We start from the raw sequence: 14,313 nt of genomic DNA, 5'->3' as shown, positions 1-14,313 counted from the left end.
GAACATGTCAGAACGAATATATAATAAACTTGTATTGTACGCGAATATTTTGCAAAAAATTGGTGTCATCAATGAGAAGGAAAAAAGTGAAATTCTTCATACGATAGGTAAAAAAGCCCTTTGAATAAAGGGCTTTTTATTTTTTATCTTTAAAAATATAAATTTAATGTAATATTCTCATTGACAATGATAATGATATTCATTATCATTTATTTGTGGGTAATTGATAAGGGTTATCAATTATAAAAATTGTATATGATAGGGGATATTATTTTGAAAAAAAATTATATGAAGGCGCTAGTAGTAGCGACAACATTAGCAATTCCATTTGCTACGTATTCTACTCCAGCATTAGCGGCATTAAAAGTTGAAGCAAATCAATCGGTAGCAGCAGCGAGTGATCGCACGTATGATACTGAAATTAAAATATATAAGGACCAAAAAGACGAGCCATCTATGGTTTCTCAATATATAAAAGATCCTAAAGTAACGATTGCAGCTGGCAAAAAAATTGTCACTGTAACAATGCAAGATAGCGATTATTTTCAATATCTTAGAATAGAAGATAAAAACCAGCCTGGTGTATTTCATGATGTGAAGGTTTTGTCAGAAGATAAGAGGAAGAATGGAACGAAAGTAGTTCAATTTGAAATTGGCGAGTTTGAGAAGAAGCACAATATGCAAATGCATATACTTATTCCAGCTATTGGATATGATCACAAATATCAAGTTCAATTTGAAATTAAAGATCCAACTGTAGGTAACAAAGAAACAGAGAAACCAGATGATAACTCTAATTCAGGAAATACGGAAACGGATAATCCAGTTGATAATCAAAATATGATAACAGATAACAAATTAAGAGAGCTTGTTAATAAAAAAGTATTTAATAGAAAAGATTTAAATACACCAATTACGAAAGAAGATTTATTACAAGTAAAGGATTTGTTTTTAAATACAAATGAGATACTTGATTATAGTGCATTAAAATATATGCCAAATTTAAAATCTTTAACAGTTGCGAATGCGAAGATAAAAGACCCGTCGTTCTTTGCGAACTTAAAGCAATTAAATCATTTAGCTTTGCGTGGTAATGAATTTGCAGATGTAACGCCACTTGTTAAGATGGATAATTTAGAATCTCTTGATTTAAGTAATAATAAAATTACAAACGTTGCACCACTAACTGAAATGAAAAATGTAAAAAGTTTATATCTATCAGGCAACCAAATAGAAGATGTAACAGCATTAGCGAAAATGGAACAACTAGATTACTTGAATTTAGCAAATAATAAAATTAAGAACGTTGCTCCATTAAGCGCTTTAAAAAATGTAACATACTTAACTTTAGCAGGTAATCAAATTGAAGATATTAAAGCGTTATATTCATTACCTTTAACAGACTTAGTATTAACACGTAATAAAGTTAAAGATTTATCTGGCATTGAGCAAATGAAGCAATTAGAAGAATTGTGGATCGGGAAAAATGAAATAAAAGATGTTACTCCTCTAAGTAAGATGACACAGTTAAAACAATTACACTTACCTAACAATGAGTTAAAGGATATTACTCCATTATCAAGTTTAGTAAACTTACAAAAGCTTGATTTAGAAGCGAATTATATTTCAGACTTATCACCAGTTAGTAATTTAAAAAAATTAGTATTTCTAAGTTTTGTTGCAAATGAAATCCGTGATGTCCGACCAGTTATAGAACTAAGTAAGACGGCTTATATTAATGTCCAAAATCAAAAAGTATTTTTAGAGGAAACAGAAGTAAATAAAGAAGTAAAAGTACCTATATATGAAAAAGATGGTGAGATTTCTACGAAAATCCGTCTGAAGAGCGATAATGGTACGTATAGTAATGGTGTAGTGAAATGGAGTACACCAGGTGAGAAAGTATATGAATTTGGTGTGAAAGATCCATTCGCGGATACAGGAATCTTCTTTACAGGATCTGTTATTCAAAATGTAGTAGAAAGTAAAGACGGTAATACATCTAAAGAAGATGAGAAAACAGAAGTGGTAGAATTTAAAGATGTACCAAAGGGACATTGGTCAGAAGAAGCAATTAATTACTTAGCGAAAGAAAAATTATTTATAGGCTATGGAAATGGTGAATTTGGATTTGGTGATAACATTACTCGTGGACAAGTAGCACTTCTAATACAAAGGTATTTAAAATTAGAAAATAATCTAGAACAAAAAACGGCATTTATAGATACGAAAGGAAATATGTATGAAACGGCTATTGATGCAGTGGTTCAAGCTGGAATTATGACAGGCTATGGAAATGGTATGTTCCGTCCGGATGGAGTATTAACTCGATATGAAATGTCAGTAGTACTACAAAGAGTATTTCAGTTAAAAGAAAATGAAAATAGTGCAGAGAATTTTAAAGATGTACCAAATGGCCATTGGGCGAAAGGATATGTGAAAGCTTTAGTGGATAATAAAATATCAAAAGGCGACGGGGAAGGGAATTTTTTAGGAGATAATTTCGTAACACGTGAACAATACGCGCAGTTTTTGTATAATGCAATAAAGAAATAAGGTGAAACTTTATTCAGTGGGGGTTTTGTTCATTCCCCACTGATTAGTAGCCCTCACCAATCGGGCTGCCCGTTAATGCGGAATAAAAAATGAGGAAAATACGCTATTCTTTAATTAAAGAATAGCGTATTTTTTATGTGCAAAATGAAATAGATAGGAGTATAGACATATGAATAGCCTATTTTAAAGAAGAACCACGAAACTATATTGACAAAAAAGCGTTCGCATGTGATAATTCAATTAAATTTTTAGAATAATCAAAAAATATTCCTTTTACATAGAAAGGATTCGAACCTTATATGAATATTATGCCGGGGGTGACGAAATGTTATTTTTTCTGAAGAAATGGAATGAATTAAAAGATGTGAAATCTGAATTGGCACTTCGTGATTGGTTTTATGGTACCAAAATTAGCTTATCGCTATGTACGTCAAAAGAGCCGTTAACATTTTTAGTAAATGTTGAGGGAAGAGATAAAGGGCTATTTTCGGAAGAAGATTTTATTGTCGTAAATTGCATGTGCGAGTCAGTATTTGAAAATGAAGAAAAACCAGCTGCAGAGTCATTTATGCATGCGGATATTTATAAAAAAAGTAGTGCAGGATGTATTTTACAAGTGCAGACTGTAGATAGTCATTTAATATCAGAGTTATATGGGGAAGAAGGAGAAGTAACGTTCGATAAACGCAGTGTGGAGCGTGTTTTCGGAAAAGAAGGTATAACAGAAATGACAATTCCAATTGTAGAAGATGAAAAAAAATTCGCTGATTTATTAGAAAGCAATGTTCCGAATTTCATTGAAGGTGGAGGAGTAGTTCTTGTTCATAATTACGGCATGATTGTGTGGGGAAAAACGCCAGAAGAAGCGAAAAAATGGCTAGAGGGTATAGAATATTTAATGAACTATCATGTAAAGTTATTAATGATTAAGGGTGCAAGGAGCTCTGTTATATAAAAATGGATGTGATATGGCTACAAGTTAATAAACAAATGAAAGCGTTTTAAAAATAATTTCACTCATAAAATATAGGTCTCCTTATTATATATAGATTACATGTTGACATGTAAGGAGGAACATATTTTGCGAGTTAAATATCATTTTCTGCCAAAGCAGCAAGTAACATTTTGCAAGATAAATGATTCTGGTGAAGAGGCACTGCAAATGATGAACGAAACGGGATTTCGAGCCATCCCGGTATTAGCAGAAGATGAGAAGAAATTCACGGGGATTATTTATAAAGTAGATTTATTAGAAAAAAAATGCAATAGCGGATTAGAGCATGTAAGTGCAGGGGATATGCTTGATGATTCCAATGCATTTATTTTTGAAAAGGATTCATTCTTCAGAGCTTTTTATGTAATTCGTCGGCTTCCGTTTTTAGCCGTGCTAAATGATTATAATGAATTTGTCGGTATGTTAACGCATTCGAATATATTTGATGTTATTGAAGATTCATTTGGTATGCGAACAGGTGGTTATATATTAACAATTGCAACACAAGATTGTAAGGGAACGATTAAAGAGCTTGGGACATTGTTAAAAGCATATAATATCGGTGGCCTATTTACGTTAGATAACGGTGATCAATATATCCGCCGCGTTATTGTAAATATATCAGATGAGTTAGATGAAACAAGATTAAAGCAATTAATCGGAAAAATAGAGAAAAAAGGATTCAGAGTGAGTCATGTAGATTATATTTAAGTTAAAAAAAGTACCTATCTGTTATATATAGATAGGTACTTTTTTGTCCCGCCATTTGTGGGCAGTAAAATCCGAGCCTCAAAATTCAGCGCAAGTAAAGAAGTTAAGTGGGGGGACGGATTGCCCATAAAAGTCCAATTGGTGAGGGCTGATTAAAGTTTCACTTTATGTGAGTAATGAACTTTATTTTGAAACAGGGGGCGGGGATAATGCTAGATCAGATAAGAAAATAAAGTCTGCATGCTCACGAATTTTAGGGATAGAAGTTTCAATAACGCGTGATGTAATTTCACCTGGAGGGCCCACATGCCCGATAGCTACCATAATAGGTTTTTCTTGAATTTTTTTGATGAGTAATTGGGCTTGTTTTGAAATATGTCCTGCTGTATACACATCATCAAAAAATAGTTGGTTTTCAATAATAGGAACTCCTAATTCTTTTCCGATTTTTGGGACGACACTATTAGGATTCGTTTTACTATCTAAGTAAAATAAACCGTGTTTTTTACAAGCAGCAAGTATAAGGCGAACAATTCTTTCATCCGCTGTTACTTTTGACCCCATATGATTGTTCATTCCAATTGCATGCGGTACTTCTTGAATCGCTTGTTCAAGTCGGTTGTTTATTTCTTCATCGCTTAAATCAGTTGTAATTGCTTTCGGCCCAAGCCATTCTTTTTTACCTTTTATAGGTTCCATTGGCATATGTATAATAACTTCATGGCCTTTCTTATGGGCAGCTATTGCATCTTCTTTTGTGGAAGGAAGAAAAGGCATAACAGCAACAGTGAGTGGAATGGGAAGTGATAACATTTGATTAGTCCCCTTCATATTATTTCCGAAATCATCAATGACAATAGCAACTTTATTCGTATGAGCATTTGCTTGAATAGGAAATAAGAAGGACGGTAAAAACAAAACAATGATGAATAATGCAATCGTATATTTTCGCATATAAATATTTCCTTTCTATTGTTATCCCGCTATTTGTGGGGAGTAAGACTCCCACCTCAACATTGGGCTGGATAGGTGGGAGATTCACTGCCTACCCGATTGGTGAATGCTAATAATCAGTGGGGGCTGAACAAAAAACACTGATTAAAGTTTCACTTTATCAATCATCATTATGTTTTGCTTTTTTATATAAATTAAACAAAAAATGTCGAAGAAAAGTAGGTGGAAAATTAAGAATCCACGGTTTACGTAGCATTTATAAAAAAACAAGATGAAAAAAATGTCTATTATTGCGAATGTATTTACAAAGATAGAATAATTTGTAATAATTCTCAAAGTGAGGGTAAAGATTTGTAAATTACAGGGAGAAAATGTTAAAATTTCTGATTCTTCAAATTTGCATATGATTAAGTAGTTAAAAAAGTCAATGGAGAAGTGAAGTTAAGAGCATGGAAGTATAATAAGGGGGATATGGATGTTTACTGTAAAAAGGAAGTACACATTAGAAAAGCTTTCACGTGATATTCATATGAAACGTGAAGAAATGATTCAACTAGGATTAACAAGTGGGCTAAATAGTAGGGAGACAATTCAAGTTAGTCAAGAATTGGACAAGCTTATTTTACAATATCAATGTTATAAAGAAAAACAAACACCGAAATGGTTTTCAATTATAAAAATACCTATTTTCCAAATCGGGTATGAAGGAAAATCAAATAATTTTTGGCGAATGCTTGTGGCTGGTTTTATGAAATAAGTATAATTACCCTTATAGGATAAGGATAATTATACTATGTGTAACGGAATTTCGATATGAACTGTTGTTCCTTCGTTTTCTGTACTGTCAATAAAAATATGCCCATTATACATCTCTACAATTCGTTTACATATGACAAGTCCAAGACCTGTTCCAGTATCTTTATTAGTAAAGAACGGATGAAAGAGGTGTTTTTGAATATGTTGCGGAATCCCTTTTCCAGTATCTATAATCTGCAATTGTGCGTGTGTTTCATTGTTTTTTACTACAATGGTTAGTGTATCACTAGAAGTCATGGCCTCAATTGCATTTTTTGTAATGTTTAAAACCACTTGTTTCATATGGTCTTTCGAACAACGGATATGAACAGGATGGTCTGGCAGATGTAAATGGAATACAATGTTATGTAAATTCGCCTCAGATTGAATAATTAATGCTACCTCATTTAGAATTTTTCTTACATCATACGTTTGTTCGATGATGGCGGTTGGCTTTCCGAGAATAAGAAATTCACTTACAATTTCATTGATTCGCTCTATTTCTTGTTCAATTACGGAAAAGTAGAACTGATCTTGCTCATCTTTATATTTCTCTTTTAATAGAGCGACGAGTCCTTTAATTCCAGTAAGAGGATTACGGATTTCGTGTGCTGTACTCGCTGCAAAAGTTCCAACTAATTCAATTTTTTGTAGTTCATTTTGTTGCCTTTCAATTTTTGTTTGACGTTTTAACAACATATATTGAGCAAGTAAAAATAAAATAGACATTAAAAATAAAGTAGCTATACACTCTATTGCAACCCACTGGTATAAGGTTTTTTGATGAATAGGTAATGGAGAAACAGAGACCTTCCAATTTAATCTTTGGAGTGGGGTAGTAAGCATATTAGAATGCGTATCACTTGTGTCGTTATTATCATCGGTTAGAAAAACTACATCATGTTTATCAGTTACCTCAAAATGGTATTGTGGTTTAATGGCATTTAAAGAAGATGAAATGTAATCAAAGCGTAAACTAGCTAATAATAATCCTGAGAGCTCCTTCTGTTTATTAAATATGGGGGCAGCAATCATAATAGCTTTATGTCCAAGAACGCGATCAGTAATGACTGATGATACAGTGGTTTTTTTAGTTTGGAGCGCGTCTTGAATATATTTACGGTCTGAAACATCTATAGGCTTTGATTCATCTTCAGATGCGATTGTAATGACTCCTTCTGGTGTAGCGTAATATAGACCAGAAAAGCGTGCATCGTTTCCATCTGTATCATGTACAATTTGTTTAATACCATTTATATTACCAGTCTCGGTGCCTACAACTTTTGCAAGCATGTCTAAAGCAGAAATTGCTTCACCAAGATGATGATCCAAATAATCTCTATATAAAAAGAGAACTGTATGAGCAGATAATTTGTTTTCCTGTTTCATTTTATATGTATGATACGAATAAAATGTAGCACCAATCCCTATTGTCGGTAGGATAACAAGCAATATATATACAATTATGCTTTGGAATTTGACTTTCAAATGTGGTACTCCTTCTTTTTTTATTATCATTATATATAAACTATGTTAAAATTGTCATGTTTTTATTCAAGAATGATTCTTAATATATTAGGGGAGAGGAAATGGATGAGTGAATGCTCATTCGGAATTCACAGGAAGTATGAACTGGCATTTTCTTTTTATTGCTGAGAATTTAAGTGAAGGGTTGAAAGTTGTATGACATCAAATAATGAACGAGAAGATATTTCTCAATCTTTAAAAGTATTTATTGCATTATCTCGTGTACATCGTTCTGTTATGGATACTACAAATAAATCTATACAAAGTAACGGGTTAAATCCAACTGAATTTGCTGTATTAGAACTGCTATATCATAAAGGCGGTCAACCACTTCAGCAAATTGGTGAGCGTATTTTAATAGCTAGTGGCAGCATTACATATGTTGTAGATAAGCTGGAGAAAAAGGGATTAGTAAAGAGAATTCCATGTCCGAATGACAGACGTGTTATTTACGCGCAATTAACTGAGTCTGGCGAGAACTTTATTGCTTCTATTTTTCCGGGGCATGAGAAAGTTATACATCAGTCTTTTGAAATGTTAACGAAAGATGAAAAAGATGAATTACTTGATTTATTAAAAAAAATTGGGAAGTATGAAAAATAATATGTTCCAAAGGAGCTTTGGATAAATAAATCCAAGGCTTTTTTATTTGTAATGAGCTCAGGGCAATCACTGCCGAAATTTGTTGAAAATTAAGAGGGAATTCAAGAATACGTATTGAATTATAATAAAGGTATGTAATGGAGAGGAGGCTCGTTCATGTCATTTAAAGACTATGAATATAAACGCCCAAATATTGAAGAGTTAAAAGAGAAATTTACTGTTGCTTTAGAGAAGTTTGATAACGCAAAAACTGTAGAAGAACAAAAACAAGTCATTCATTCAATTAATGAGATTCGCAACGATTTTGGTACAATGGGAAACCTTTGTTACATTCGCCATTCTGTTGATACGACGGATACTTTTTATAAGGAGGAGCAGGATTTCTTTGATGAATTCTCTCCAGTTGTACAAGGATATGGTACAAAATATTATAAGGCACTCATTAATTCTCCATTTCGTGAAGAATTAGAGGCGTATTATGGAAAACAATTATTTGCTCTAGCAGAATGTGATTTAAAAACATATTCAGATGAAGTCGTGAAAGATTTACAATTAGAAAATAAATTATCATCGCAATATACACAGTTATTAGCATCTGCAAAAATTGACTTTGCTGGAGAAGAAAGAACGTTATCGCAACTGATTCCGTTTATGCAAGGAAAAGAAAGAAGCGAACGTAAAGCAGCAAGTGAAGCATACTACGGATTTTTAGCTGGAAATGAGGAAGAACTAGATCGTATTTATGATGAGCTTGTTAAAGTGAGAACGAAAATCGCAAAATCTTTAGGTTTCAAAAACTTTGTTGAACTTGGATATGCAAGAATGTACCGTACAGATTATAATGCGGAGATGGTGGCTAATTACCGTCAGCAAGTGCTAGATTATATCGTTCCCGTTACAACGGAATTAAGAAAGCGACAACAAGCACGTATCGGTGTAGAGAAGTTAGCTTATTACGACGAAAACTTTGAGTTTGCTACAGGTAACCCAACTCCAAAAGGAGATGCGGATTGGATTGTTGATCATGGAAAGACAATGTATAAAGAGTTATCGGCTGAAACAGATGAATTTTTCAATTTCATGCTAGATAATGATTTATTAGATTTAGTTGCGAAAAAAGGAAAAGCTGGTGGCGGATATTGTACATATATTGAGAATTATAAAGCGCCATTTATTTTCTCAAACTTCAATGGAACATCTGGTGACATTGATGTATTAACACATGAAGCAGGTCATGCTTTCCAAGTATATGAAAGTCGTAAATTTGAAATTCCAGAATATAATTGGCCAACATATGAGGCGTGTGAAATCCACTCTATGAGTATGGAATTCTTTACATGGCCATGGATGAAGCTATTCTTTGAAGAAGATGCAGATAAATATTACTTCTCTCACTTAAGTTCAGCACTTCTGTTTTTACCTTATGGTGTATCTGTTGATGAATATCAACATTATGTATATGAAAATCCTGAAGCATCACCTGAAGAGCGTAAGACAGCATGGCGTAACATAGAGAAGAAATATTTACCACATCGTGATTATGAGGAGAATGATTATTTAGAGCGCGGTGGTTTTTGGCAACGTCAAGGGCATATTTATAGCTCACCGTTCTATTATATTGATTACACGCTTGCTCAAATTTGTGCGCTACAATTTTGGAAACGTGCAAGAGATAATAGACAAGAGGCGTGGGAAGATTATGTGAATCTGTGCCAACAAGGTGGAAGTAAATCGTTCTTAGAATTAGTAGAGGTTGCAAATTTAACATCACCATTTGCTGAAGGCTGTGTGAAAAGTGTTATTACAGAAATTGAAGCATGGTTACATGCGATTGACGACACAAAATTGTAAAAAACATGCGCTTTTTTTCACATGTTTAACATCGACATAATGGGAAAATGATGAGATAATAAAAGAAAATTCAGAATACTAAAGGGGTGTTTCTAATAAGGAGCACCTCTTTTCACCAACAAAAGGGGGGAACAAGTATGCTTCAATCTAATATGGATGTAAGTTTAGAAAGTTTAGTAAACTCATTACAGGCTACTCGAAGCACGCTATTATCAGAAATTGAAATGTTAAATGACACAGAAGTGAATGTAAAGCCACGCCGTGATAAATGGAGTATTATTCAAATTTTACACCACTTGCATTTAGTTGAACAATCTGTCACGTCTGCCCTTGTATATGCTTTACAAAAAAATGAAAGAAACATGACTCCATTTAAAGACCTCCAACTTACGCTTGATCGCACACATAAACGAGAAGCTCCTCAGCAAATGCAACCAACAGAAACTTTAATGAAAAAACAGCAAGGAATTCAATTGCTAGAACATTCACGCCAAGAACTATTACACGCGCTTCATAGTGTTATAGATGAAAAAGATCTATTTGAAAATGGATTAAAGCATCCTGTTTTTAATGATCTGAATTTGTATCAATGGGTTCAATTTCTTGATTTGCATGAACAAAGACATCTTACGCAGTTAAAAGAGGCGAAACATGCAATTTTGCAACGCTAAAGTGGAAGAAGTGGGAAACCACTTCTTTTTTGATACGTGCATAGTTTTCTTTCTTATTTTGGAATACTACATGGAGAAATAAGAAAGAAAAGAAGGAGTTGAAAAAACATGTCTAAGAAGAAGCGAGAAGAAGAGCGCGCCTGGAAAGCACGTAAAGAAAATCAACAACCGCACGGAAAAGTGAAAGCTTTTGCTGAATTAGTTGAAGGAACAGAAAAAACGTGATGAGTATTTCATCACGTTTTTTGTATGAGTGGAAAAGTTAATAAAAAAGTTGTACCGATTCCTTTTTCACTTATAATATCAATTTTTCCATTCATAGCTTGAACAACACTGAATACGACCATCATTCCAAGTCCAGTACCTTTTTCTTTCGTTGAATAAAAGGGCGAACCAAGACGTTTTACTTGTTCTGAATCCATACCGACTCCTGTATCTTTTATATATAACTGAATATGCTTATGATCAGGAACTAATGTGAAATAAAGATCACCGCCTTTTGGCATAGCCTCAATGCAATTTTTTAAAATATTTAATAAACATTGATTTAGTTTTTGCTTTTCTCCAGCGATAAAAAAAGAAGTGCTTTGCTTTATATAATGAGTACGTACATTTGTTAAATTAGCAAGCGGTGTAATTAGCGACAATGCATGTAGTAATTCTTCTTCTAACTGTAATATTTGTTCTTTTTCAATGCTTGGTTTAGCAAAGGTTAAATAATCTGTAAGAACATGATTTGCTTGTTCGATGCCATTAATGGCAATGTCGATATATAATTTTCGTTCCTGCTCAGTGCATGTATCTGATTGTAACAGTTGTAAAAAACCTTTCGTTGAAGTTAATGGATTGCGAATTTCATGAGAGATAGACGCTGCCATTTCACCAATTAAATGAAACTTTTCAGCATTTATAAGTTCATTTTGGAGACGAACTTGAGTTTGTAATATGTGTAGTAAATATAAAATTAGAATCGTACCAAGCATTGAACATAATTCATACACAATAATATGCGGTATATAATCAGTCTTATTTGTAACCTTTGAAAGGAAGAAGGGTATCCAACTAAATCCGTATGTGAGACTGTAGATAATAGCAAGTGTTATTTTTATACGATTAGAAGTTCGATTGAAAAATTTATATGTTAATAATAGAACAATAAATAGAAGAACAGAACCGATAAGAGATGGGAAAACACCTACCCCACCTAATAATAAGCGATATATGTTTAATACAACTAAGATAGAACCACCAGCAATAGGCCCTCCCGTTAATGTACCGACAATTAATACAATATGGCGCATATCAAATTGAAAACCATTATTTGTTTTTGCTGCAAATGTAATACAGAGTACGGTAGCGAGGCAACAGAGTACAATGAATATAGCTGAATTTAATTTAGGAGAGCGTTTCCCTTTTTGATTCCAAAATAAATGATATACGAGCATTGTAATCAGGATGAATAATATATTTAAAAAGAGATAAATAATAAAGGATTTCAGTGGGATGCCTCCTCTCTTCTTATATTAAATTAATCATACTATAAAATGAAAGAAATGAAATAATAAATAGCGGAAAAATCAGAAATTTTCACGCTAGTATACAATATGTTACAATAAGCTATGTCAATGAAAGAAGAAATTCCGTGCACCGCGCGGGAGAGGTTCGCGAACTCCCTCTATAAAAAACTATGGAAACAACAATATCCTTAGGTATTGTTTTGTTTTTTTATTGTGACAGTTCAAGAACGTTCTTTCTTCTTATTTATAGTAGAGAAGGAGAATGAGTGAAATGAAAAAAGAAAAAGCAGTTGTTGTTTTTAGTGGAGGACAAGATAGTACGACATGTTTATTTTGGGCAATAGAGCAGTTTGCAGAGGTAGAAGCTGTAACGTTTAATTACAATCAACGTCATAAGCTAGAAATTGATTGTGCAGCGGAAATTGCAAAAGAACTAGGAATAAAGCATACGGTACTAGATATGAGTCTATTAAATCAACTTGCTCCAAATGCGTTAACGAGAACGGATATGGAGATTACACATGAAGAAGGTGAATTGCCATCGACATTTGTAGATGGACGAAATTTACTCTTCTTATCATTTGCTGCTGTATTAGCAAAACAAGTTGGAGCACGTCATATTGTAACGGGTGTATGTGAAACTGATTTCAGTGGTTATCCAGACTGCCGTGACGTGTTTGTGAAATCGTTAAATGTTACTTTAAATTTATCTATGGATTACCCGTTTGTCATTCACACGCCACTTATGTGGATTGATAAGGCTGAAACATGGAAATTATCAGATGAACTTGGAGCATTTGAGTTTGTTCGAGAAAAAACATTAACATGTTATAACGGAATCATTGGTGATGGTTGCGGTGAATGTCCAGCATGTCAACTTCGTAAAGCAGGATTAGATACGTACCTACAAGAACGCGAAGGAGCGAACAACTAATGGATAACTTTTTTGGATTTCGCATCGTAGAGAATTTGCAAAAAATGGACAAGGATATTCAGCGTAAACAACTCAAATACCATAATAAAAGAGTAATGGTCAGCAAGGAATTTACATTTGATGCAGCACACCATTTACACTGTTATGAAGGGAAATGTAAAAACTTACATGGTCACACATATAAAGTTGTATTTGGAATTAGTGGATATGTAAATGAAATAGGTCTTGCAATTGACTTTGGAGATATAAAAGAAATTTGGAAGAATGAAATAGAAATTTATCTAGATCATCGTTATTTAAACGAAACGTTACCTGCAATGAATACGACTGCTGAAAATATGGTCGTTTGGATTTATGAAAAGATGGCAGAAGCACTAACAAAAGAGAATCGAGTGAACGAATATAAAGGAGCTCGCGTTGAATTTGTTCGTTTATTTGAGACGCCGACTAGTTATGCGGAAGTAAGACGGGAGTGGATGCTTGATGAGTAAAATCCCTGTCTTAGAAATATTCGGTCCGACTATTCAAGGTGAAGGAATGGTTGTAGGGCAAAAGACAATGTTTATTCGTACAGCTGGTTGTGATTATAGCTGTGCTTGGTGTGATTCTGCTTTTACGTGGGATGGATCAGCTAAAGATCAAATTAGACAGATGACACCAGAAGATATTTGGGATGAGCTTGTTGCAATTGGAGGAGAAAATTTTTCTCATGTTACGATTTCAGGTGGAAATCCGGCATTATTGAAAAATATTGAGTTTCTTCTTTCTATATTAAAAGAAAATGGAATGCGAACGGCAATTGAAACGCAAGGGAGTAAATGGCAAGATTGGTTACTTCAAATTGATGAGATAACAATTTCTCCAAAACCACCAAGTTCAACGATGAAAACAGATTTTCAGAGGTTAGATGCTATTATTCAGAAACTAGCAGGAAAAGATATTAGTTTAAAAGTAGTAGTATTCGATGATCATGATTTTGAATATGCAGTTAAGATGCACGAACGTTATCCAAAGGTACCATTTTTCTTACAAGTAGGAAACGATGATACAAAAACAGTGGATGATGCGATGCTTATAAAAAAATTATTAGATAAGTATGAATGGCTGATTGATAAAGCTGTAAATTGTAAAGAGATGAATGATGCAAAAGTATTGCCTCAGCTTCATGCGTTAGTATGGGGAAATAAGCGCGGCGTATAA

Annotated in this window: 14 protein-coding genes and 1 riboswitch; of the genes, 11 read left to right on the top strand and 3 right to left on the bottom strand. The window is 33.5% G+C overall.

Annotation, left to right across the window (positions count from 1 at the left end; translation table 11 throughout):
- Window positions 1-255 precede the first annotated feature (255 nt).
- The 3 genes from IQ781_RS08815 to cbpA all read left to right on the top strand — a co-directional run bounded on the left by IQ781_RS08815 (window position 256) and on the right by cbpA (window position 4,261).
- On the top strand, window positions 256-2,556 hold the full coding sequence (locus IQ781_RS08815; RefSeq protein ID WP_074047889.1) for an NEAT domain-containing leucine-rich repeat protein: 2,301 nt from the start codon (window positions 256-258) through the stop codon (window positions 2,554-2,556).
- 325 nt (window positions 2,557-2,881) lie between these two features.
- Window positions 2,882-3,511, top strand: a complete 630-nt coding sequence (locus IQ781_RS08810; protein WP_000896006.1) for a class II aldolase/adducin family protein — start codon at window positions 2,882-2,884, stop codon at window positions 3,509-3,511.
- 126 nt (window positions 3,512-3,637) lie between these two features.
- Entirely contained in the window at window positions 3,638-4,261 is a 624-nt protein-coding gene (gene cbpA / locus IQ781_RS08805) for a cyclic di-AMP binding protein CbpA (RefSeq protein ID WP_001264208.1), read from the top strand.
- A gap of 183 nt (window positions 4,262-4,444) precedes the next feature.
- Here cbpA and IQ781_RS08800 read toward each other — a convergent pair whose 3' ends face one another.
- Entirely contained in the window at window positions 4,445-5,215 is a 771-nt protein-coding gene (locus IQ781_RS08800) for a divergent polysaccharide deacetylase family protein (RefSeq protein WP_001234107.1), read from the bottom strand.
- A gap of 475 nt (window positions 5,216-5,690) precedes the next feature.
- On the opposite strand from IQ781_RS08800, the gene IQ781_RS08795 reads away from it, so the two are divergent.
- The gene (locus tag IQ781_RS08795) at window positions 5,691-5,972 is read left to right on the top strand and encodes an aspartyl-phosphate phosphatase Spo0E family protein (RefSeq protein ID WP_000495536.1); all 282 of its coding nucleotides are present in this window, start codon (window positions 5,691-5,693) and stop codon (window positions 5,970-5,972) included.
- Window positions 5,973-6,001: 29 nt separating this feature from the next.
- Here the strand turns inward: IQ781_RS08795 and IQ781_RS08790 are convergent, their stop codons facing one another.
- A complete protein-coding gene (locus IQ781_RS08790) occupies window positions 6,002-7,498 on the bottom strand; it encodes a DUF3149 domain-containing protein (RefSeq protein WP_000865068.1) in 1,497 nt (498 codons plus the stop codon).
- A 195-nt stretch (window positions 7,499-7,693) separates the two neighbouring features.
- Between IQ781_RS08790 and IQ781_RS08785 the strand changes: the two genes are divergently transcribed.
- From IQ781_RS08785 to IQ781_RS08770, 4 genes are all read left to right on the top strand, one after another.
- Window positions 7,694-8,140 carry a MarR family winged helix-turn-helix transcriptional regulator gene (locus IQ781_RS08785; RefSeq protein ID WP_000203336.1) on the top strand — a complete coding sequence of 149 codons (447 nt, stop codon included), beginning with the start codon at window positions 7,694-7,696 and terminating at the stop codon, window positions 8,138-8,140.
- A gap of 156 nt (window positions 8,141-8,296) precedes the next feature.
- Window positions 8,297-9,991, top strand: coding sequence for a M3 family oligoendopeptidase (locus tag IQ781_RS08780; protein ID WP_000008577.1), 1,695 nt, complete (start codon window positions 8,297-8,299; stop codon window positions 9,989-9,991).
- A 137-nt stretch (window positions 9,992-10,128) separates the two neighbouring features.
- On the top strand, window positions 10,129-10,662 hold the full coding sequence (locus IQ781_RS08775) for a DinB family protein (protein WP_000941961.1): 534 nt from the start codon (window positions 10,129-10,131) through the stop codon (window positions 10,660-10,662).
- 108 nt (window positions 10,663-10,770) lie between these two features.
- Window positions 10,771-10,887 (top strand): DUF6254 family protein, encoded by a 117-nt coding sequence (locus IQ781_RS08770; RefSeq protein ID WP_000038355.1) that lies wholly within the window; start codon window positions 10,771-10,773, stop codon window positions 10,885-10,887.
- An 11-nt stretch (window positions 10,888-10,898) separates the two neighbouring features.
- Here the strand turns inward: IQ781_RS08770 and kinB are convergent, their stop codons facing one another.
- Window positions 10,899-12,107 carry a sporulation sensor histidine kinase KinB gene (kinB, locus tag IQ781_RS08765; RefSeq protein WP_000964154.1) on the bottom strand — a complete coding sequence of 403 codons (1,209 nt, stop codon included), beginning with the start codon at window positions 12,105-12,107 and terminating at the stop codon, window positions 10,899-10,901.
- Between the two features lie 206 nt (window positions 12,108-12,313).
- A riboswitch (PreQ1 riboswitch) is annotated at window positions 12,314-12,357 on the top strand.
- Window positions 12,358-12,450: 93 nt separating this feature from the next.
- Here kinB and queC point away from each other — a divergent pair.
- Genes queC through queE form a run of 3 tightly spaced genes read left to right on the top strand, consistent with a single transcriptional unit; the run spans window position 12,451 to window position 14,313 of the window.
- Window positions 12,451-13,113 carry a 7-cyano-7-deazaguanine synthase QueC gene (queC, locus tag IQ781_RS08760; RefSeq protein WP_000711595.1) on the top strand — a complete coding sequence of 221 codons (663 nt, stop codon included), beginning with the start codon at window positions 12,451-12,453 and terminating at the stop codon, window positions 13,111-13,113.
- Complete coding sequence (gene queD, locus IQ781_RS08755; protein ID WP_000368414.1) at window positions 13,113-13,604, top strand: 6-carboxytetrahydropterin synthase QueD; 492 nt, start codon at window positions 13,113-13,115, stop codon at window positions 13,602-13,604. The genes queC and queD overlap by 1 nt, the downstream gene beginning before the upstream one ends.
- Window positions 13,597-14,313, top strand: a complete 717-nt coding sequence (queE, locus tag IQ781_RS08750; protein WP_000036294.1) for a 7-carboxy-7-deazaguanine synthase QueE — start codon at window positions 13,597-13,599, stop codon at window positions 14,311-14,313. The genes queD and queE overlap by 8 nt, the downstream gene beginning before the upstream one ends.

The sequence above is a fragment of the Bacillus sp. N447-1 genome (genome assembly GCF_022701035.1).
GTDB lineage: Bacteria > Bacillota > Bacilli > Bacillales > Bacillaceae_G > Bacillus_A > Bacillus_A cereus.
The sequence above is the reverse complement of the archived record's forward strand: the minus strand, read 5'-3'. Positions and strand labels throughout refer to the sequence as shown.